Source organism: Parabacteroides sp. Y3-G-102, from assembly GCF_023656845.1.
Lineage (GTDB): Bacteria > Bacteroidota > Bacteroidia > Bacteroidales > Tannerellaceae > Parabacteroides > Parabacteroides distasonis.
This window is the reverse complement of record NZ_JAMOKU010000014.1, coordinates 68,631-89,882: the sequence shown is the minus strand read 5'-3', so window position 1 is coordinate 89,882 and position 21,252 is coordinate 68,631. Positions and strand designations below refer to the sequence as shown.

Sequence of the window (21,252 nt, the reverse complement as noted above, 5' to 3'; positions counted from 1 at the left end):
TACTTATTTTTGGATGGTTACGGTACTATTTTCGGAAAGGAAACGTTGCCTTGTCAATACGACAAGGTCATTTTCCGTGATTCCTTCCACGATCTCTATCTGGTTATTTCTTTGCTCACCGAGTTTGACGGGAACGGAGTTTACCTTGTCTCCTTTGACCACCCATACATAATCTCCTTTTTGGGGGCGATGGCAGATAGCCGTTAAGGGAAGCCATAGATTTTGAGACCGCTCTTCTTTGGGTAGGTCGATCGAGAGGATTCCACTCATTCCACCCAGCCATTCCATATCTGGATTAGGGACAATGGCAGTCAGCAGATAAGAGAGGTTATTGTTTGTCGTACTTTTAGACACATATAAATCGGAAGGGGTGATTGTCCGTTCGGGAGCCGTATCGAAATGGATTCCTATTTGACATAGCTTCTGTTTTTCTTTATCATATAAGTGTAAGGCGACTTCCTCTGGTATATAGGTCTCGATCTTGAGCCTGTCCAGTTCTATGAAGGTAAGGATTGGCTCAGTCGCTTTCACGTCTTGGAAAGGTTCGATATGGATATTTTGGATATACCCGTCGTAAGGGGCGCTCAGATGGGTATCGCTTAGGGCGTTGACGGCGGTCTCGTAATTGGATTTGGCAACAAGGAAATCCGCTTTCGCCTTCTCATAATTACTTCCGGAGATGTTATTCTTTTTGTAAAGGGCCTCGATCCGTTTATACTCTTGGTTGGTTTGCGAATAGAGCGCCTCTGTTTGCTGCTTGCGAATCAAGAAGTCACGGTTATCGATCGAGAGGATCGTGCTGCCTTTGGAGAACGCTTGTCCGGGCCGTAAGTCGAAATTCAAGACGGGGCCATTGATGCGGAAAGATAGGACCGTCTCATTGTAGGGCCTTGATAAAAAGGTGTATTCACGACTTCTGCCGATCTCTGTCTTTTTTATTGGAGAGATCACCTCGACAGGTAAGTTCGTGCCTTCGGACTTTGTGTTCTTTTGGCATGCCGATAAAAGGATGCCCAGAAGCAGGATGTATGAAATTCTTCTCATAAGATATACCTAGTTATTTGTTACCGGGCAAAAATAGAGGCAATGGATGAAGGAATAAGGCGGATTTTTACTGAACCGGAAGATACCGTCGCTCAACTGGAAAATAGACCGGCCCAACCTTAATTTATAATGAGGCGGACGATGGATGCCTTATACCGTGTATCACTATAGGCAATGCCCACTGTAACCCGGGTTGCAGTAGTACTACAAGGCTTATGCAGTAACACTGCAACGCCTGTGCAGTGACAATTAGAACCGGTGATACGGTGAGTAAACTTCCGCGGTTCCGCTTTTTTATGTACTTTTGCCGGCAAAAAAGGAGAAAGTAATGACATTGCCTTCAGAAGAACATATATTCCAGTATCCGGGACAAGGGCGGATCGAGGTGATTTGCGGTTCCATGTTTTCCGGTAAGACGGAGGAGCTTATCCGCCGTTTGAAGCGGGCTAAATTCGCCAAGCAGCGGGTGGAGATTTTCAAGCCTGCGATTGATACCCGCTATTCGCAGGATAACGTGGTCTCGCACGATAGTAATTCGATTCCTTCTACTCCGGTGGATTCTTCTTCCAGTATCCTATTGTTCACTTCCGAGATCGATGTGGTGGGGATAGACGAGGCCCAGTTTTTCGATGAGGGATTGGTAAACGTGTGCAATCAATTGGCCGCTAACGGTATCCGGGTGATCGTGGCTGGGTTGGACATGGACTATAAGGGAGTTCCTTTCGGTCCTATGCCGGAGCTATGCGCTATCGCCGATGAGGTGACGAAAGTGCATGCCATCTGCGTGAAATGCGGACGTTTGGCTTACGTATCCCATCGTATCGTGGGAAATGATAAACGGGTCTTCTTAGGGGAACAATCCGAATACGAGCCTTTATGCCGGGAATGCTATGCGAAGGCTGAAGGTTTGAAGAATTGATTATTTATCCCTACATTTGTGAAATTAATAGTTTTGCGTTATATAAAGTATGAAAGAAAACGAGATGGTGTTCGGCATTCGTGCCGTGATTGAGGCTATACAGGCTGATAAGGAGGTAGATAAGATCCTTGTGAAAAGGGATTTACAAGGGGATCTATCCAAAGAGTTATTTGAGGTACTGAGAGGCCGTGAGATACCGGTACAACGTGTTCCGGCTGAACGCTTGGATCGTTTGACTCGAAAGAATCATCAGGGGGTGATCGCTTTTATGTCGGCGGTTACCTACCAGAGCTTGGAAGATATCATTCCTTTTGTGTATGAGCAAGGAAAAGATCCTTTCATCGTATTGCTGGATGGGGTTACGGACGTGCGTAATTTCGGCGCTATTGCCCGTACCTGCGAGTGTGCGGGAGTCGATGCGATTGTGATTCCGGCAAAAGGAAGCGTTTCGGTAAACGCCGACGCGATCAAGACCTCTGCCGGCGCCTTGCATGTATTGCCGGTTTGTAAGGAGAAGAGTATCAACCAAGCGATCCGTTTCTTGCAGCAAAGCGGGGTGAAGGTATTTGCCGCCAGCGAGAAAGCGGCGGAGAATTATACGGCGGTGAAGTATGAAGGACCGGTAGCGATCGTGATGGGAGCGGAGGATACGGGTGTGTCTCCGGAGAACTTGCGCATCTGCGATAATATGGTAAAGATTCCGCAATTCGGAACGATTGGCTCCTTGAATGTATCTGTAGCCACTTCCATTCTGGTGTACGAGGTGGTTCGCCAACGTATGAACGAGCAACAATAATAATATGTATATAAACTAAAGAAGAAAATGAAGAAAGTTATCGCTACAAAAAACGCTCCCGCCGCTATCGGTCCGTATAGCCAAGCGGTGCAAGTAGGTAATATGCTGTTCGCTTCCGGACAACTGGGTATCGATCCTGCTACGGGACTTTTCGTTGAGGGATCCGTAAAGGAACAAACCGCCCAAGCGTTCAAGAATGTTCACGCTATCTTGGCAGAGGCAGGTTATAGCATCAATGATGTCGTAAAAACAACCGTATTTTTAGCGGATATGGGCGACTTCGCCGTTATGAACGAGGTATACGCCTCTCAGTTCGAAGGTGCGTTTCCCGCACGTTCGGCGGTAGCCGTTAAGACACTGCCGAAGAATGGTTTGGTAGAGATCGAGGTGATCGCCGTGAAAGAATAATCATAAGGAATAACGAGAGTAGTCTCATCGCTAGTCGAGACTACTCTCGTTATCCATCAAGACTACTCCCGTGATACGATGCGACTACTCTCGTAATTCATCGATACAGCTAATCTCAAAAGCCTATTATCTTCTTTTTCTGGGAGCGGGATTCATGTCACCCCTCTGTCCGAATAATTTCTCAATCAAATCCTTTCGTCCCATCTTTTGCAATACTTGCATGATCTGACGGCGTGACTCGGGTTTATACCAGAAGAAGAACTGGCGTTGTGCCAACTTTTGTTCTTTTGAGCGGGCCGTATATACTTTCTCCAACGTATAAGGATGATATCCGGTATAATACATCTCCGTAGCCAATGTCATCGGCGTAGGCGTGAAGTCTTGTACTTGCTCCAACTGGAAATGCAAGCTCTTGGTGATCACCGCCAGCTCCGCCATATCCGCCTCGGTACATCCTGGATGGCTGGAAATGAAATAGGGGATGAGTTGCTGGTTCAACCCATATTGCCGGTTTACCTTATCGAATATCTTCTTGAACTGTCCGAATTGCGAGAAAGACGGTTTACGCATTTGTTTCAACACCTCGTCTTGCGTATGCTCCGGGGCCACTTTCAAACGGCCGGATACGTGGCGGGCGATTAATTCCTCGGTATAGGTTTGAGCTGCCTTGTTTAAAGACTCATCCGCATAACGGTGCAATAACAGGTCATAGCGTACACCGCTTCCGATAAACGACTTCTTGATCCCGGGAAGTCTATCTACCGCTTTGTAGATATCCAGTAGCGGCGTATGGTCCGCATTCAAGTTCTTGCAAACGACGGGGGAGATACAAGACGGTTTCTTGCATTTGGCGCAAATCCGCTCATCTTTCCCTTTCATACGGTACATATTGGCGGAAGGGCCTCCCAGATCGCTTAGATATCCCTTGAAATCCGGCATTTCGGTAATCGCTTTCACTTCCTTCAAGATCGATTCCTTGCTTCGGGAGGCGATGAACTTCCCTTGATGCGCCGATATGGTACAGAACGCGCATCCTCCGAAACAACCCCGGTGGATATTCACTGAGAACTTGATCATCTCAAAAGCCGGTATCACTTTCCCTTTATATTTGGGATGCGGCAAGCGGGTATAGGGGAGGTCGTAGGAAGCATCTATCTCCGCTTCCGTCATTGGAGGGAAAGGAGGATTCACTACGATCACCTGTTTTCCTACCTTTTGCAAGATACGTGAGGCATTGTATTTGTTGGATTCCTCTTCGATATGCCGGAAATTCTTCGCTTGTTTCAATTTATCTTTTAGGCATTCCTCGTGTGAGAAGAGCACGATATCATCGTCTTTCGCATCCTCTTTGTCTGCCAGATAAACCGTTTGGCGGATGTCCTTGATCTCGTTGAAAGGAATGCCGGACTTTAGGCGGCGCACCAACTCCTTGATCGGCTTCTCGCCCATGCCGTAAATCAATAAATCGGCCGGGCTACTGGCAAGGATTCCCGGTAATAGCTTATCTTGCCAATAATCGTAATGCGTAAGCCGGCGTAATGAGGCCTCGATGCTACCCAATACGACGGGGACATCCGGATACAATTCTTTCAGTATTTTAGTATAGACAATGCTCGGATAATCCGGGCGCATTCCCGGACGTTGGTCCGGCGTATAGGCGTCGTCGCTGCGTAATCGCTTATTGGCAGTATAATGGTTGATCATTGAATCCATGGCACCGGCGGATACACCGAAGAAAAGCCGGGGAACGCCGAGCTTCTTGAAATCCCGGTAATCTCCCCGCCAATCCGGTTGCGGTACGATCGCTACCCGTAATCCTTCCGCTTCCAATACACGACCGATCACGGCCGCCCCGAAAGAGGGGTGATCCACATAGGCGTCTCCAGAGAAAAGGATCACGTCGAGGTAATCCCATCCCCGTGCCTCGACTTCTTTCTTCGTTGTGGGCAACCAATTGTCTAGTTTAAATGTTTTCATAATGCAAAGGTACGTGATAATCTTGGAATAATCATAGAGACGCTATTCATAACTTTTATTTATGGGGGATTCGTTTTTATGATTAGGACAAGAGTTCTCAATCTCGTATCTTTGTGTCGAAAAGAAAAATAAACATTTAAAAACAAGGTTTCTTATGAAAACACTCACAGACGAGAAGCTGACGATTGTCGGCGCAGCAGGTATGATCGGTTCTAATATGGCACAGACCGCTATTATGATGGGACTAACTTCCAACATTTGTTTGTACGACCCTTACGCACCGGGTTTGGAGGGAGTTGCCGAGGAATTATTCCATTGTGGTTTCGAGGGTGTAAACATCACTTTTACCTCAGACATCAAGGAGGCTTTGACTGGCGCTAAATATATCGTTAACTCCGGTGGTGCCGCAAGAAAGGCAGGTATGACCCGTGAGGATCTCCTAAAAGGAAACGCCGCTATCGCCGAGGAGTTCGGCAAGAACGTAAAGGCTTATTGCCCGGACGTAAAGCATATCGTGGTTATCTTTAACCCGGCGGATATTACCGGTTTGATTACCTTATTGTATTCCGGCTTGAAACCTTCTCAGGTTACGACGTTGGCCGCATTGGATTCTACTCGTTTACGCAGTGAGTTGGCAAAACATTTCGGTATCTCTATGGATCAGGTTGAGAATTGCCGTACGTATGGTGGCCATGGCGAGCAAATGGCTGTTTTCGCCTCTACCGCTAAAGTGGATGGTAAACCTTTAACTGAGCTTATCGGTACGGATGCCTTGACGAAAGATCAATGGGCGGAGATACAGACAAAGGTTACGAAGGGTGGCGCGAACATTATCGCCTTGCGTGGCCGTTCTTCCTTCCAAAGCCCGTCGTATGTATCTATCGAGATGATCGCCGCGGCAATGGGTGGTAAACCGTTCCGTTGGCCGGCTGGCGCTTATGTATCAAACGGTAAGTTCGATCATATCATGATGGCTTGGGAGACCTCGATTACGAAAGACGGCGTAACGTTGAAAGAGGTGCATGGTACACCGGAAGAAGAGGCTGCCTTGGAGAAGAGCTACAAGCACCTTTGCGCTTTACGTGACGAGGTGATCGCTATGGGCGTGCTTCCCGCTATTTCCGAATGGCATAAATTGAATCCGAATATCAAATGATCGAATAACAAGTAATTTAGATTTTCATGGATATATGGAATCCCCGCTTAGATGGCTTCGTGCCGGAAAGCGGGGATTCTTGTTTTATTTTATCTTTAGTCCGGGGATCAGGGGCGTGCTATCTACCAGTTCCAACTCTTGCACCATCTGTAATGTTCCTTGTTTGTATTTCTGGAAATGGGGCGTTTGGATATGGCTTTTATAAGCGTCTTGATCCGCGTAAATCTCTAGGATGGTTACTTTATGCGGATGTTCTTTCTCCGATACGGCATACAGTGTAAGAACACCCGGCTCTAGACGCATGGAAGCCTCGATCTCTTCTTTCAGAAAGGCGTTATAACGCTCCAACTGGGCGGGATCGACCGTGATCTTGGATAGGCGGACTAAGTTCTTCTCAGGGGCGGGCTGAGAGGATTCCTTAATGATCTTCAACGCTTTGATAGCGGAAGGGAAGCCGATATAAGGAAGACATTGTATAACCGCCGCCGTTAAGGTCTCCTTGCTATTGCCGGCCAGTAAGTTCCCTTCGAGATGCGAGTGTAGTTGGCTTTCGGCTTCAAGGGTCGTTAGTATGCAATAAGCCAGTAACTCCCGGGTTTTGAGGTCTAGCCCGTTGCGAGTATAGATATCTCCGAAGCAGAATTCGGTGAGGAATCGCTCTACTTCCGGACCCATATTTCCCGAGACGTTCCTCATGGCCTCTTTGATTCCCTCGCCGTAAAGCCGGCTTTGTATGGCTTGTCCTTTCTCGTGGCGATCTTCTTCCGTAACGGTAGCTTGTCTCTCCAGAGGCAAAGCGATGCCTTGTTGCTTAAAGACTTCGTTGATGGTATTTAAGGCATTCAATGTCTTCGGGAAACCGATGAACGGGGCACATAGATATGTTGCCTCCCGTAGCTCGATGGGAGTGACGCCTACGTTTAGCGCCGCTTTGGCGTGAGCGCTCAGTTGGGGCAAGGTTTGCATCGTGGCTAATATGGTGCAAGTGATAAGCTCCCGGGTCTTTTTATCAAGATCTCCTGTGCGGAATACCTCCCCGAAGATGAATTTCTGGAGAATGTCCATCATTTCCGGATCTGTTCCTTGTCCGGTCAATGCCTCGCCTCCGAATAGCTCGGTGTAATTCTTTTTACAGCGTTCGATTCTGTCCATATTTTGTTCTGTTTTAGAAGTTGGGATATCTTGTGCGAAGGCTGGTATGAAGCCTAGCAGGAAGAGTACGATTACTTTTGTTTTCATGAGGATATCGTTATTGTTTGACATCACAAAGATATTCGGATTTATCTCAAGTATATGTATATATATTACGGATCTTTGTATCAAAATTACCGTTCGTAAACGGAGCTGATCCGGATGACAGCTGGGGTTGAGCAAACGAATAAAGCGCCTGCGATTCCCTTGCGGGAGACACAGACGCTTTCGTTCAAATAAATATTCTTATAAAGTACGATCCGGATATAAGGCTTTCCACCATTCCGGCTCGTCTTTCAGCCATTTGGCGAACCATGCGTAGATGGTATTTTGCCAGCCTATACGCTTCTGATAACCTACGATACCATGATTCTCGCCATCCACCTGCACGAATTCCACGGTCTTTCCTAGGATCTTCAAGGCGGCGAACATCTGGATACTTTCCCCGATGGGTACGTTCGTATCGGCGTTGCCGTGAAGCAACAGGAGCGGGGTCTTGATCTTATCGGCGTTGAACAACGGGCTTTGCTTGGTAAAGAACTCCGGGGCGTTCCAAGGATAAGTGCCGGCATTCGCTACGGAGCAATAGCCATATCCCCAATAACCTTCTCCCCAATAGCTACTCAACGCGCTAATACCGGCATGGCTGATAGCGGCGGCGAAAATGTCCGTACGGGTTTGTAGGTATTGTGTCATGAATCCGCCGTAGCTGGCACCGATGCAACCGATCTTCTTCTCGTTCACGAAAGAATGCTCCTTGCAGAACAGCTTGGTGCCTTGGATGATCTCATCGGCGGTCTTCAGGCCCCATGCGTTCACATGGCGGGCGGCGAATTCCTGTCCGAAGCCCGTCGTTCCGCTAGGGTTCAAGGTGTAGACCACGTATCCGAGAGCGGCGTACATATGCATGGAATAACGCATCTCCAGCGCACGGTTCGTCGGGGAAGTACCGCCATAGTAATAAACGATCATCGGATATTTCTTATTCGGATCGAAATGAGGCGGCAGGTAATAACGACCTTGGATCGTCGTACCGTCATCCGACTTGAAGTTCCAGTCGTGTACCTCGCCTAAGGCGATATCTTTTAATTTATCTTGCGAGAGATCATACACCAAGCGGTTCTTTCCACCTTTCAGGTCGTAAGCGTAAAGGCGGTTGGCGTTGGACGCGCTCTGTCCGTAATAGAAGAGAACCGGAGCGTTGTCGGCCAACGCATACGACATGATAATATCCTCGGAGGCGGCTACTTGCTTGATCTTCCCGTTTGCCGGGTCGCACGTATAGATCCGTTGGTAATCCTCATCCTCACAGAGGATATAGATTTGCCCGTTGAAGCGGTTCCATACGGCATCGATCACGTTCGGATTGAAGTCCTTGGTGAGAGGGGAGGCTTTACGGCTTGCCAGATCGTATAGGAATAACTGCCCGTCGTACGAGTTGGAGATCTGTCCTTGCTTGATATTTTGTCCGATCCCGTCGAAAGCGTCGCCTGCCCCAGCTACCAATAACTGTTTACCGTCGGGCGAGAAGGCGGCTTGGTTTACGTACGGGGCTTTCTCCCAGATCGTATCGATCGCCATGGTCTGCAAATCCAATTTATAAAGGGAGTTGCGGGAGTGCGGTAAGGAGGTGTACACCCGGTCGCTGGTGCTGAACAATAGATAGCGGCTATCAGCGCTGATATCATTGATATAAGTGTCCGTATGCCCGAAAGTAAGTTGCTCGTACAAACCTGTTTTTAAGTCATACCGCCAGATAAAGGAGCGGTCACGGAAATCCGGGATACGGTCTGCCGGCTCTAATACACGGATCAATTCCGTCCCTTCCTTGGGACCTTCCTCTTCTACGGTATAGAGAAGCGTGGACTCATCGGGGGTGAATACGAACCGCCCTTTCGGAAGGTTCGGGACTAATACCGTTTGTTGGTAGGTCGCCGGATCTACGGTTACCAACTCCGTACCGTCCAGACCGGTGCGGGTGTAATACAATCGATTGCTTTTAGGCATCCATTTGGCGGTTGTCAAGAAACTTCCGTCTTGCAATAAGACCCGTCCCGTAGCGGCATCCATCAATTGCCCGTACGATTCGCTCTTGCCCTCCGGGAATCGATTGACGTATTTTACCAAGGCATACTTCCCGTTCGGGGAGACACTTACGCCTTGGAAATCCTTTCCTTCTAGGATATTCAGAAGGGTGTAGCGTTTCTCCGGGTTCAAGGAAGCTACGACTTTCGCTTCCGCTTCGCTCTTGAAGGTAGCCTTTAGGCTGGGAGGACAAGTGTCTGTTTCCGCTGTCAGGTATTTAACGACTACTTGATAGCGGCGGGGTTCCATCACCAACTCGGAAGAGGCTCCGACTGGTTTATCATTGACGAATACTTCGAACGCCCCGGGACCCGATATATCGAGCGTGCCTTTTACGTACCGGTCGCTGTTCAAGAAGAAAGAGAATAGATGCAGGGCATATCCCTTTTGCGGGGCGGCGAAGGTGATCGCGCCTGCCGTGTCAGCGTCGAGTACCGTGGCGTTCGCAAGCGTTTGCTCGAACGGTAAGGTCGCTTTTAATAGATTCTTTGCCTCGAAAGGCTTGCCGTTTACGTTGAGGCTGTCCGCTAGGATCGGCTTGTTGACCGTGAACGGGCCTGCGTGCTGGAATTGCGTTACTTTCACGTCTTCCATGGCGTAAAGCGAAAGGGCGGAAAGAAGCAATGCCGGAATTAAGTTAGTTTTTCTGTTCATATATAATTAGTTTAGGATAAACGTTTTCCGCAAACGATGTAAAGCTGTTCGGTATCCTCTACGACGAGCGGAAGAAGATAAGGCTCCATCAATGCCGCCACCTCTCGGGCCGGGGGCAAGGGCAGCGATAATCGATCGGCGTGCCGATGGTGGTGCGTATTGATCTTTTCCTTGCTCTCGCTGTGGCAGATAACCAATTTACCGCCGGGCACGAGCAAGTCGCTCATATGCTTGATCAACCGTTCCGGCCGCATGAAATGCGGGTAGGCGCTATACAGGATAATATAGTCGAATCCTTTCCCCTCGTAGCTCATAGCGTCCTCTTGGAGGAACTCGATGAGCGGATGATCCGGATATTTCACGCGTGCTTTCTCGATCATTTGGCCCGCTATATCGATCGCTACGATTTGCCGGGGCTCGTACGGCAGCAGGTAACTTTCCAATATCCCCGTGCCGCAACCGACATCGAGGATGCGGGCGTTCTGCCGCAGGTTGGTACGATCCAATATCGTCCGGATTTTTCCCGGATCATGTACGCAGACAGCGTCCCAGCGTTCCGCCATCGTATCAAAAAAAGTCTCTATTTGATTCATGATAATTGTCCTTCCCATAGAAAACAATCGCTGAACAGGGATTGTTCCTTGAAATGGGTTGGTTTTTCGAACAAACCGAACACGGACGATCCGGAGCCGGACATGGCGGCATATAAGGCGCCTCCCTCGTATAAGGTATCCTTGATCCGCTCGATCACGGGATGTTTCGGGAATACGCTCCGCTCGAAATCGTTCACCATCCGCTCTTTCCATTCGGATACCGGTAGCCGGATGATCTCTTTCAAGGAGGTCTCGGGCGTGGCGGGTGTTACCATCGAATAGGCTTCAGGGGTGGAGACGGCTACATCCGGTTTTACCAAGCATAGATAATAATCCTTCAAGGATAAGTCCACGGGCTCGAATTGGTTTCCCGTGCCGGTAGCGAATACCGGCGTGTTACGGATAAAGAACGGGCAATCGGCTCCGATGGTGGACGCTATCGCCTCCAACTCATCCGGGTGAATATCCAAACCGCAGAAATCATTGACCAGCTTCAACATAAAAGCGGCATCGGCGGAACCTCCTCCAAGCCCGGCGCCAAAAGGTATCGCTTTCAACAAATGGATCTCTAGCGGGGGAATCTCGTATCTCGTCTTTAGGGCGTTCAGCGCTTTTATGACGAGGTTCTTCTCTTGGGGAGCGTCTACCGGGATTCCGGTTTGCGTGAAACTGGGCTGATCCGAGGCGACGATCTCGAGGGCATCCTTCACGGGGATCGGATAGAAGATGGTCTCTATATTATGATAACCGTCCGGACGTTTGCTTACCACGTTCAGACCTAGGTTTATCTTGGCATTAGGGAAACAGATCATAGTATTTAATGTTTGTTTTATATGATACGCAAAGATAATGTTTACCGATCAGAATTACCTTAATCTGATGGGCAAATAGGATAATCACACCAAAATTTCTCCATAAGTGTCATACCGCCAGCGACCTGTTTCTCCATATCCATTAGGATGCCCATAATTAAATGCCTGCTTAAAAGAAAATCCCTCCGACCCGCCCTCATTCTCTTTATAGTCAGTATGCGGTAGTAACAATGCAACCTGTGGCTTGAGCTTGTAACAATACTGAGCATTACGATTCTTTTTGCGCTATGCTCCGCTCTCGCTTCCATTCGCAGTAAGTTCGACAATTCATTCTCAATTGCCAGAGATATACTCGCCCTATTTAAAAAGAACTACCTGAATTATGCTTTATATCAGTTCCGTCAACCAATTTAGCTGTTGGATCTTCACGTCCAATTCACGTAATTGCTTGGAATATGAATCTATTTCTTTTTGTAAATCTGCCACATTTATTGTGCGGACATAACGGATTTCATTTGCCGAATAACGTTCTAAACTGCCCGTTGCCGATTGTGTGACGGAACGAAGGACGGAGATGCGCAATGCTAAGATATCTTTCTTTGCGATCATTTCCGTAAGGCTTGTACCTTCTGCAAGGGTAGCCATGTTGGTTCGGTTGATTCTGAAAATCAGTGTCTCCAAATCATTCAGATTATTATTCAACTCATCCATAAGCCCCCGTGGATCTTCTGCGGGCTCTTCACCTTCTTGAATCCGGGCATTGTTTTTTAGCCGGACTTCCAGTTGTGATATTCTTTTTTGTAAATCAGCTCGTAAGCTGAGAGCTTCTGCTAATTTCATAATTCGGTATGTTTTTAATGTTTGCTGTTCTTGCTCTTTTGGAATTGCATACCCGATCATGAAGAGGGCTGCTTCCAGAGAACGCATGTCTTTAAATTGGCATTCTGGGAAGTTTAATACTTCTTTTAATAGCCAATTGGCTTTAAGGTTGCATTCAATATGGATTTTTCCTCGATCAAGTTTAGAGAATTTGTAAATGTCGCTGTTAGGATTCCGATTAACCTCCGGATTTCGGGCATCACCATAGGCGAATTTTAATGAAGAAGGGACACCGCCTTGTTTCTGCTCTATACAATATAGTTTCACCAAATAGCATAAAGCGGCTCCTACACGACTATCGTAGATGATAAAATCATTTATATATAAAGAATAAATCTTGGTGAATCCTGAGTTCATAATAATTATCTCATCCTTTATATCTAAAGAGTCACGGGTTAAGACCCCTTCTGCCTTCATTAGATAATTCACAAGGTTGGTTTGTGCCTTGATCCTTTCTTGATTTTCCCGTATAACGCCTCCCCATTTTAATATATCGAGGCAAGCATCTTGGCAAGCTTCGTTGTCATTATTTCGGATACTCGCTTTAAGTCGTTTGGCATAACTTTCCAATAAGGCATTGTTTTCCTCCCAATTTAGACCTCCCCATTTATATTTGTGGCAAGCATCATAAAAAGAGGTACATTGCCATTCCTCCTTCTCTTTCTGATTGTAATATGAATGGGTGAAATTAGATAGTTTATCACGAAGCCACTGGATAAATCCAGATACATACTGATCGTTTAGGAATTGTTCTTTTGTCATAACAACAGATTTTGTGTAAAAATAAATATTTTATTGTATATAATAATGTTGTAAGTATATTTTTGAGTTTAATTTTAGTTTTCTTCTTGCGGGCATAGCTGTAGGCATCACGCGTAAAAGAGTAGGTTTGACGTTTTGACATTCTGTAATCTAAACTCCCGGAGAAGCGTTTTTTCCGGGCTAAGGTACGCCTTGTTTCCGAAAATGGCATAGAATAATAGCATCTGGTTGTCTTGTAGTGTTTTATGGAAATAGGCCTTTTTATTCTAGCGAGATTAATTCATCGTATCTCATATTTTTAGGTGAAAATAGCCATTTTATACGGGTGTATCGATCAATTCTATAGGATGCGAGGGCTGTTTCTTCCGTATGTATCGCCTAATACATACGGTTGCGTTACCTAATACATACGGTCGTGTTGCCTAATACAGCCTTTTGTGTTACCTAACTCTATTACTTTTGAGTCCAAACAGGGGTATTTAGGCAAGAAAAAGAGGGAAAACGTATGATTTCATCATAGGTCTCTCCCTCTTTTTCTCTATTTGTAAAAAGGTCTTGACATCGTTATTCTGTTATTTCGATCATAATGTCAAGATTATCTCATTTTCGCTTACGGTCTCTATAATCGATACTTATTTATCCTTTATGATTTCATGGAGCATGGCAACCTTTTCTTGCTCGGCCTTTAATAATCGTTCGTAAAGCTCGACTATTTTATCGATGGGATTGAATGTTTGATTTTGAACATTTCCGCTTGCGTTATCTTGCCACGTGCCGGAAAAAATATTGATAGATGTCCCTTCATTCAATTCCGTGATCGCCTCTATCGGAATATCCAAAGCTTTCGTGACCTTTTCCAATACCTCAGGTTCCAATTCGTCTTTTTTCTCGTAGCCGGATAAGGTGGCTTGTGATACCCCAATTTTGTCGGCGAGCACTTCTTGTTTGATGCCTCTCCATTCTCTCCAACGTTTTAAGTTGGCTCCATGACTATTTCTTTTGGTAAATGTTGTTTCCATGTCAATTCTTATTGATCCTGTTACAAAAATAAGTATTAAATCTGAGTTATCTTACTATTGTATCAGATATCCAGAGCAACCGCACCTAATTTTATTTATAACTACAAATTACGATGGGCATTGTTACCGACCGTAAATACGTAGTCAGATATATCATTTATCTCTGTCATCTGATAATATTAGTCGTGACATTGATATTTTATCAAGGGGATTGATGGTATATCAGCAGGCGGTAAGCTTATTTTGTCTGCGAATGATAAACACAGAAATCAATGGAAACTCAAAATCAGTATCCTCAAAAGGATTATTCCGAGATAATAAGCTTATCCCATCAAGTAATTGGTTTGCCGGTAAGAAAGGCGCAGATGTTATTGAAGGATCTGGATTTATGTACGATCACTTATACGTGGAATGACGTAAGTCAGATTACATTGGAAGTCCTATTCAAGACCTCCACGCTCACTTGCCTTTTTAATCAAAACGACATTTGTGAAGCTGTATATCTATTCTTAACTGATAATAAGGATCTAATGAAATATATAAGCCACTGCGTTAAGACCTATACATATGATTTCCTTTTGGATGGCTGGACCACGGATAAATGCCACATTTCAATATGCCGTTCCGAAAATCAAGGGTGTTTTTTATTAATATTACCGCTAAAAAAGAAATTATGAATAAGGCATATCCGTGTTGCATATCCTTGGTTGTCTTGTGTAATAATAATAAAACCAAGAATAGTCTGCGAATAATTTCCATACGATTTCTTTTCTAACCGAATTCCAGCGATCCGAATTATCGCTTATATCATCAATTATGTCATTACGCCTTGTCGTGTCTGTTCTGGCATTCAATATATCATCTACTGTATATTCGGACTGGGCGATTATTCTCCAAAAACGTCTGATTTGACAAAAAGAATAAGTCATTAAATTTAAGGCACGCTCATCTAGATAGCGGACATATTTTTCGTCGCAATCGATATTTCCTTTTGAATCGTATCGAATTAGATCCTCCACATTCTCCTTGTAAAATAACGGAGCAACAAATCTATCTTCCCTATAATTGTTGCAGCAATGGTGGGGAGTAATTATATCTAAGTTATTCAATGTTCTTCCATCGCAAGAAGCCACCAGATTATCATAGGCTACAAAATGTGGAAAGGGAGGTGGTTTAAGTTGTTTCTTTTTGTCTTCCAATACTCCATGAACAAAGACTTTGATGTGTTTCTTGTCAAATTTGAAATAGTCAGAATATCTTGCTTTGTCTCTTTCAAAATCAGATTCGGAAATATGATTTGGAATAATATGTTCAAGAGTTACATTCCTTTCACTGCCATCTATTTCCGACTGCCTGAGCGTGCGCATACAATAACAGCAATATCCTTCTTGTTCTTTTACAAGAATATTCTCCAATTCCGATACATCCAAATCTTCGTAAGTCAAATTATAATATTCTCCATCTATCCACTGATTTTGGATAAGCTTGAGGATGATAGTAAGAGCTTCTTTCCTTATTTTGGGATTATTTTTGTTTATGTGCCGCATAGCTTTTATCCCTCCTGAACACTTTGTTCCAATTCTGTTTTCAATTGTTCAAATCGCTCAGAAGATACCAGAGATCGTAATGTTTCTAATACCTGTGTCTGTGAGGTCTTTTTTCCTCTGCGGGCAAGACGGATGTACTTTTCTTTCAAAGAATTAAGATAACTGTTGCGTGGCTCCGTACCCATAACTTCCGACAATGTGTAGTTATAGTCCATACCATAGATATCAGGTAAAACATAGTGTTTATAATTAGCGGCATTACGTTCCATCTGTATCACAATATTATTCTCATCTTGACGAAAATTACTTATTACCAATGGAGAATGGGTTGCGATAATAAACTGGATGTGTGGAAAAGTTTTCTTTAGTCTTTGCAATACATCTTGTTCTAAACTTGGATGCAAATGTAAGTCCACTTCATCTATGATAACTAACCCCTCTGGCTCACCCGTACTTCCATTCAATATATACGAACGATAGGCTATATCAAAGATTATAGAAAATAATCTTTCATAACCAGCAGGCAACTCATCCCAACGCCGGATTACCCCATCCTCAAAAATGCATTTGATAAAGAACTCATCGATCCCGTCAATAACCAAATCCACTACTTTAATATCATCTGATCGATCTGATAGCTCTTCATAACAGTTGTCAGTGAACAGCCTTATATATTTTGTTACATAATCTATCTCTGATTTAAGAGTCTTCACCTGTTGCGTGATAGAAGTTACGGCAGATGATTTCTCCTTTTTTAATTTTTCCAATGAACGGGTAAAACTCATCAATAGATTATTGGCTTTAATAAATCTTTTTTGCCAAATTTCCGTACATGAAGTGAAGTCATTCCATTGATAATATCCCCAGTTTTGAGCGAAAATGTCATCTTTCTCCAGATATTCTTTTACGGTTTTCCCCATCTTTGTGTTAATATGCGGATAACGGTCGGAATAATATGATAACACAGGAAGCTTACCCGTTTCCTTGAATTTTTTCATGAAAGCTATGTAAGCGTCTTTGTATAAGGAACTTTGTACATAGGAGTTTGTCTTGCTCATTTTACAAAATTTCCAATTCAACTCAATTCCTTGAAATAAAGCGAGACCATGTAATGTTACATTGTCTGCCACTTCCATTCTCTCATTGTGATAAATTTCTCGAAGTTGGATATTGGCTACCCCAAGTTCAGAGATACCATTGGCTAATGAAGAAAATCCCCAACTTTTTTCACTGCTATTGAATATAAAGCTTAGTGAGTCACATATCGCTTTAAGCAAAGAAGATTTACCAGTACCGTTTTTGCCAATAAGTACTGTTACTTCTTTCGCAAAATCAAAACCGGTCTCCTTATAACAATGATACCCGTTTATATCAAGATGCCTTAAAATCATGTTATTGAATATTTTACAATATGCAAATATAGTGTTTTTTCATGAAAGGCATAAATATATTGTGAGATAATTAGTCTTTCCAACTGGCTACAATTTGTAGTTGTTTCGCTACTCCTCTTTTTCAAACGAACTTTTTGTGTGTTCCAATGACGATGGTTTTCAGTCATCAAAAAGAAAGACGTTGTAAACTTGGTTTACAGCGCCTTCCATTTATTTAGGGTTATGAGCTTTATTAAGGCTCCGCGATCATCTCTTTAGCGATTATCTCGGCCTCGGCTTTATCGGCGTCCTTTTGGATGTTCGGCAATTCAAGGCCGTAGCCTTTGATCCGGTCCTCACGTTTCAACATCAAGGCGATGAAGAGGGCGAGTACACCGAAGCAGGTGAAGACTGCCATCGGTATCGTATAGTCGTAAGCCGGTTTGCCCGTACCATTGTCTATTTTACAATACGTATCCAATATCCAGCCGATTAATAAGGGAACCATACTCAGACCGATATTCTGTACCCAGAAAATCAAGGCATAAGCCGTGCCTAATTGCTTCTCCGGGATAATCTTCGGAACAGATGGCCACATCGCCGATGGAACCAAGGAGAAAGCGATACCCAATACGATCATCACGATTGTCGCGAACCACCACTGATTCAAGATCGGAAGTGTGAATAATAAATGCACGCCGATCAACATCAAGGCACCATAGATCATGATCGTCGCCCCTTTACCTTTACGGTCGTATAAGTTACCGAAGAACGGAGTCAGAAGAATCGTGCCGAAAGGTAAGATAGCCGGGATGTTTCCCGCCAACTCCGGATCTACGTTATATTTATTGACCATCAAGTCCGTAGCGTATTTCAAGAAGGGGAATACGGCCGAATAGAATAATACGCAAAGCAGAGCGATCAACCAGAAACCCTTATTGGTAACGATCAATAAGATATCTTTCAAACGGAAAGGCTCTTCCTCCTCGGCTTGCTCGATAGCGTCCATCGAAGCGTCCAGCTTGCGATCCATCACGCAAAATACGAGGAAGGCGATCAAACCGATACACAACATACAAAGACAAAGCAAGATAGGAGCGGAGATACTACCGAAGTACTTGGCGGCGGGAACCGTGATAGATAAAGCCAAGGCCGTACCCAAACGAGCCGTAGCCATCTCCAAGCCCATAGCCAACGCCATCTCTTTTCCCTTGAACCACCGTACGATAATCTTAGATACCGTGATACCGGCGGTCTCCACGCCGACACCGAAGATTGCGTATCCGAGGGCGGCCACCATCACTTGCGCTTTCCATCCGAAAAGCTCTCCTTCCATCGTAAACGCGTCCGAGATGGCGTAATATTTAATGGAACAACCGATAATCATCAAGATACAGGAAGCGACACCCGTGAAACGGACACCCATCTTATCCAGAACGATACCACCAATAATCAACATGAAAAGAAATACGTTGAACCAACCGTAAGCGCTGGTGAACCAACCATATTCCGTACTCGTCCAGCTTAGCTGTTCTTCCAACATCGGTTTAAGCGGAGCCATTACATCCGTAAGGAAGTATCCGCAAAGCATCGTGAATGCCGCCAAAGCGAGTACACTCCAGCGTGCGACTTTCGAGTCGCTTAGTTTCTGATGAATTTTTTCTATCATGATATTTGTTTTATAGAGTTATATTATTTGTATTCGTCTTCTTTCATGAACAAGGGGAGAGCGTCCGCTACGATAAAGGTGCTTCCGCCGATAAAGATCAAGTCATCCTTGCCGGCACTTTTTAACGCTTTCTCGACCGCCTCTTCCACCGTTTCGCAAAGGACTCCGGGCAGTCCCTTCCGCATGGCTTTCATGGCGAAATCCTTTACGGGCATCGCTCTCTCCACGGAGGCTTGCGTGAAGAAATAAGAAGCATCTGGTGGCATCAAGGATAATACGCCGTCGATATCCTTGTCGTTCACCATACCGACGATCATATAAATTTCGCGGAAACGGCTTCTCATGGCATTCAGGTGTTCCGCTATGTGTTTCCATCCACCCACGTTGTGCCCGGTGTCGCAAATGACGGTCGGTTTTGTCCGCAAGGTTTGCCAGCGGCCCATCAAACCCGTCAGTTGGGTCACGTGCCTGAACCCTTCATGGACGGCCTCGGGCAGGATGTCAACACCGCACTTCTCGCGGAGCAGGTGCAGGGCGGAGAACACCGTGATGGCGTTGGCTTGTTGTACCTCTCCGGCAAGCTCGCCGATCACCTCGCCGTATTCTACGGAGGGGAACTTCCAGTGTACCATCGACAACCCTCCGGTCCCCTCCAGCATTCCCATGCTCAAGGCGTAGTGGAAGGGTGCTCCTGCCTTTCTCGCCTCGTTCTGGAAGAGGTCGAAAACGGAGCGTTTCTCTGCCTCCCCCAGAAGGACGGGTACGCCTTTTTTGATAATGCCGGCTTTCTCCGCCGCTATCTTCTCCTCCGTATCTCCCAAGAATTGCGTATGATCCAGACTGATATTCGTGATGATACTCAAGATCGGGGTGATGATGTTCGTACTGTCCAAACGACCGCCAAGCCCGACCTCGATAACTGCGTAATCTACCTGCTGGTCGCGGAAATACTCAAAAGCCATACTGGACGTCAGCTCGAAGAAAGAAGGATGGAGAGGCTCGAAGAAAGAACGATGACGCTCGACGAAATCGACCACGTAATCTTGGGAGATCTTTTTCCCGTTCACCCGGATGCGCTCCCGGAAGTCCACTAAGTGGGGAGAGGTATAAAGCCCGACCTTGAAACCGGATTGCCGGAGAATGGCCGCCAATAGATGGCTGACCGAGCCTTTGCCGTTTGTCCCGGCTACATGGATGGTCTTATAGGCTTTATGGGGATTTCCCAGATAATCATCTAGGGCGATACTTGTACCAAGACCGGGTTTGTAAGCGGAAGCTCCGCTGTGTTGGAAGACCGGGATGCTGGTATATAGATAGTGTAGCGTTTCCTCGTATGTCATGTTTTTGTAAATTAGATGCTACAAATGTAGTTAAATTTATTTATACCTTTGCGACTCGTTTATAAAAAGGAGAGAAAAAGAAAATGGAAACACGACGTATAACCTATACGCCTCAAGGAGGCGTTTGTTCTAAGTTGATGGTGATCGACGCGAAGGAGGACGTGATCGAGAATGTGCAGATTGTAGGAGGTTGCCACGGTAACGGGCAAGGCATGTGCGCCTTATTGAAAGGTATGCGCATCGAAGACGCTATCGGCCGTTTGTCTGGCATCGATTGTCATGGAAGGGGAACTTCATGCCCGGACCAGATGGCACAGGCATTGAAGCAATTCAATCGATGATCAGCTTATATCCGATTCCCCGGATATTCAAAATCTTGATAGACTCGTCTTTCGATAACTTATGACGTAGCTTGGTGATAAAGACATGCAGGCTGCGTGCGTTGAAGAAAGAATCATCTCCCCAAAGGTCTATCAAGATCTCTTTCATCGGTAATACTTGGTCCTTATTGTCGCAAAGGCGCTTCAATATCTCGGATTCCCGGTTGCTGAGGAGTTGTTTCTCTCCCCGGTAGACCAATGTCTGCGTGATGGAATCGAACGTATAAAGCCCGATACGGAAAGAGGTGGCTTCCGGTCTTTGGACGGACACCTTATGCAGTAACGCCTTGATGCGCACGATCAATTCCGCCATGCCGAAAGGCTTTTTCAGGTAATCGTTGCCGCCTGTCTCGAAGCCCTCTACCACGTCGTTGGCCGCGGAACGGGCCGATAGGAATAGGACAGGGGTGTGCGTATCCGTCTTACGGATCAATTTGACCATCGTGAAACCATCCATCTTGGGCATCATGATATCCGCTACGATAATGTCCGGGTTGATCTCCGCATAACGGGAGAGGCCCTCCTCGCCATTCGCCGCTAGGGTGATATCGAACTCGTTCCCATCCAGCGTATCCTTGATGATCATGGCCAATGTAGGCTCGTCTTCTACTAGTAGTACTTTTATCTTTTCCATATTTGATACTTGATTTT

At 45.6% G+C, this 21,252-nt stretch carries 19 protein-coding genes; 6 read left to right on the top strand and 13 right to left on the bottom strand.

Going from position 1 to position 21,252, the window contains the following annotated elements; translation table 11 throughout:
* Window positions 1–3 precede the first annotated feature (3 nt).
* Window positions 4–1,044, bottom strand: a complete 1,041-nt coding sequence (locus NBH16_RS09030) for an efflux RND transporter periplasmic adaptor subunit (protein ID WP_008772386.1) — start codon at window positions 1,042–1,044, stop codon at window positions 4–6.
* A 328-nt stretch (window positions 1,045–1,372) separates the two neighbouring features.
* Between NBH16_RS09030 and NBH16_RS09025 the strand changes: the two genes are divergently transcribed.
* The 3 genes from NBH16_RS09025 to NBH16_RS09015 are packed head-to-tail and all read left to right on the top strand — an operon-like array spanning window position 1,373 to window position 3,167.
* Complete coding sequence (locus tag NBH16_RS09025) at window positions 1,373–1,963, top strand: thymidine kinase (protein WP_005857603.1); 591 nt, start codon at window positions 1,373–1,375, stop codon at window positions 1,961–1,963.
* A 49-nt stretch (window positions 1,964–2,012) separates the two neighbouring features.
* Window positions 2,013–2,759 carry a 23S rRNA (guanosine(2251)-2'-O)-methyltransferase RlmB gene (gene rlmB / locus NBH16_RS09020; RefSeq protein WP_008778406.1) on the top strand — a complete coding sequence of 249 codons (747 nt, stop codon included), beginning with the start codon at window positions 2,013–2,015 and terminating at the stop codon, window positions 2,757–2,759.
* A gap of 27 nt (window positions 2,760–2,786) precedes the next feature.
* Window positions 2,787–3,167, top strand: a complete 381-nt coding sequence (locus NBH16_RS09015) for a RidA family protein (protein ID WP_005862903.1) — start codon at window positions 2,787–2,789, stop codon at window positions 3,165–3,167.
* 126 nt (window positions 3,168–3,293) lie between these two features.
* On the opposite strand, the gene NBH16_RS09010 is transcribed toward NBH16_RS09015, so the two are convergent.
* Window positions 3,294–5,144: a YgiQ family radical SAM protein gene (locus NBH16_RS09010; protein WP_121960744.1), complete on the bottom strand. Its 1,851-nt coding sequence runs from the start codon at window positions 5,142–5,144 to the stop codon at window positions 3,294–3,296.
* 154 nt (window positions 5,145–5,298) lie between these two features.
* Here NBH16_RS09010 and NBH16_RS09005 point away from each other — a divergent pair, with 154 nt between their 5' ends.
* The gene (locus NBH16_RS09005) at window positions 5,299–6,300 is read left to right on the top strand and encodes a malate dehydrogenase (RefSeq protein WP_005862899.1); all 1,002 of its coding nucleotides are present in this window, start codon (window positions 5,299–5,301) and stop codon (window positions 6,298–6,300) included.
* Between the two features lie 84 nt (window positions 6,301–6,384).
* Here NBH16_RS09005 and NBH16_RS09000 read toward each other — a convergent pair whose 3' ends face one another.
* The 6 genes from NBH16_RS09000 to NBH16_RS08975 all read right to left on the bottom strand — a co-directional run bounded on the left by NBH16_RS09000 (window position 6,385) and on the right by NBH16_RS08975 (window position 14,295).
* Window positions 6,385–7,539 carry a carboxymuconolactone decarboxylase family protein gene (locus NBH16_RS09000; protein WP_250788399.1) on the bottom strand — a complete coding sequence of 385 codons (1,155 nt, stop codon included), beginning with the start codon at window positions 7,537–7,539 and terminating at the stop codon, window positions 6,385–6,387.
* Between the two features lie 198 nt (window positions 7,540–7,737).
* Window positions 7,738–10,230 (bottom strand): S9 family peptidase, encoded by a 2,493-nt coding sequence (locus tag NBH16_RS08995; RefSeq protein ID WP_121960743.1) that lies wholly within the window; start codon window positions 10,228–10,230, stop codon window positions 7,738–7,740.
* Window positions 10,231–10,241: 11 nt separating this feature from the next.
* Complete coding sequence (locus tag NBH16_RS08990; protein ID WP_270616567.1) at window positions 10,242–10,823, bottom strand: class I SAM-dependent methyltransferase; 582 nt, start codon at window positions 10,821–10,823, stop codon at window positions 10,242–10,244.
* Window positions 10,820–11,635: a 4-(cytidine 5'-diphospho)-2-C-methyl-D-erythritol kinase gene (ispE, locus tag NBH16_RS08985; RefSeq protein ID WP_250788397.1), complete on the bottom strand. Its 816-nt coding sequence runs from the start codon at window positions 11,633–11,635 to the stop codon at window positions 10,820–10,822. The genes NBH16_RS08990 and ispE overlap by 4 nt, the downstream gene beginning before the upstream one ends.
* Window positions 11,636–12,022: 387 nt before the next feature.
* On the bottom strand, window positions 12,023–13,276 hold the full coding sequence (locus NBH16_RS23395) for a DIP1984 family protein (RefSeq protein WP_306439183.1): 1,254 nt from the start codon (window positions 13,274–13,276) through the stop codon (window positions 12,023–12,025).
* 632 nt (window positions 13,277–13,908) lie between these two features.
* A complete protein-coding gene (locus tag NBH16_RS08975) occupies window positions 13,909–14,295 on the bottom strand; it encodes a helix-turn-helix domain-containing protein (protein ID WP_005857583.1) in 387 nt (128 codons plus the stop codon).
* A 272-nt stretch (window positions 14,296–14,567) separates the two neighbouring features.
* Between NBH16_RS08975 and NBH16_RS08970 the strand changes: the two genes are divergently transcribed.
* Window positions 14,568–14,972, top strand: a complete 405-nt coding sequence (locus NBH16_RS08970) for a hypothetical protein (protein WP_250788396.1) — start codon at window positions 14,568–14,570, stop codon at window positions 14,970–14,972.
* Here the strand turns inward: NBH16_RS08970 and NBH16_RS08965 are convergent.
* From NBH16_RS08965 to NBH16_RS08950, 4 genes are all read right to left on the bottom strand, one after another.
* Window positions 14,967–15,842: a hypothetical protein gene (locus NBH16_RS08965; protein WP_121772620.1), complete on the bottom strand. Its 876-nt coding sequence runs from the start codon at window positions 15,840–15,842 to the stop codon at window positions 14,967–14,969. The genes NBH16_RS08970 and NBH16_RS08965 overlap by 6 nt on opposite strands.
* 5 nt (window positions 15,843–15,847) lie before the next feature.
* Window positions 15,848–17,233, bottom strand: coding sequence for an AAA family ATPase (locus NBH16_RS08960; protein WP_250788395.1), 1,386 nt, complete (start codon window positions 17,231–17,233; stop codon window positions 15,848–15,850).
* Between the two features lie 232 nt (window positions 17,234–17,465).
* Window positions 17,466–18,881 carry an MFS transporter gene (locus NBH16_RS08955; RefSeq protein ID WP_005862883.1) on the bottom strand — a complete coding sequence of 472 codons (1,416 nt, stop codon included), beginning with the start codon at window positions 18,879–18,881 and terminating at the stop codon, window positions 17,466–17,468.
* Window positions 18,882–18,904: 23 nt separating this feature from the next.
* Window positions 18,905–20,221 carry a bifunctional folylpolyglutamate synthase/dihydrofolate synthase gene (locus tag NBH16_RS08950; RefSeq protein WP_122377451.1) on the bottom strand — a complete coding sequence of 439 codons (1,317 nt, stop codon included), beginning with the start codon at window positions 20,219–20,221 and terminating at the stop codon, window positions 18,905–18,907.
* An 83-nt stretch (window positions 20,222–20,304) separates the two neighbouring features.
* On the opposite strand from NBH16_RS08950, the gene NBH16_RS08945 reads away from it, so the two are divergent.
* Window positions 20,305–20,562 carry a TIGR03905 family TSCPD domain-containing protein gene (locus NBH16_RS08945; protein WP_005862879.1) on the top strand — a complete coding sequence of 86 codons (258 nt, stop codon included), beginning with the start codon at window positions 20,305–20,307 and terminating at the stop codon, window positions 20,560–20,562.
* On the opposite strand, the gene NBH16_RS08940 is transcribed toward NBH16_RS08945, so the two are convergent.
* Window positions 20,552–21,235: a response regulator transcription factor gene (locus NBH16_RS08940; protein WP_005862877.1), complete on the bottom strand. Its 684-nt coding sequence runs from the start codon at window positions 21,233–21,235 to the stop codon at window positions 20,552–20,554. The two genes, NBH16_RS08945 and NBH16_RS08940, sit on opposite strands and share 11 nt — an antisense overlap.
* Window positions 21,236–21,252 lie beyond the last annotated feature (17 nt).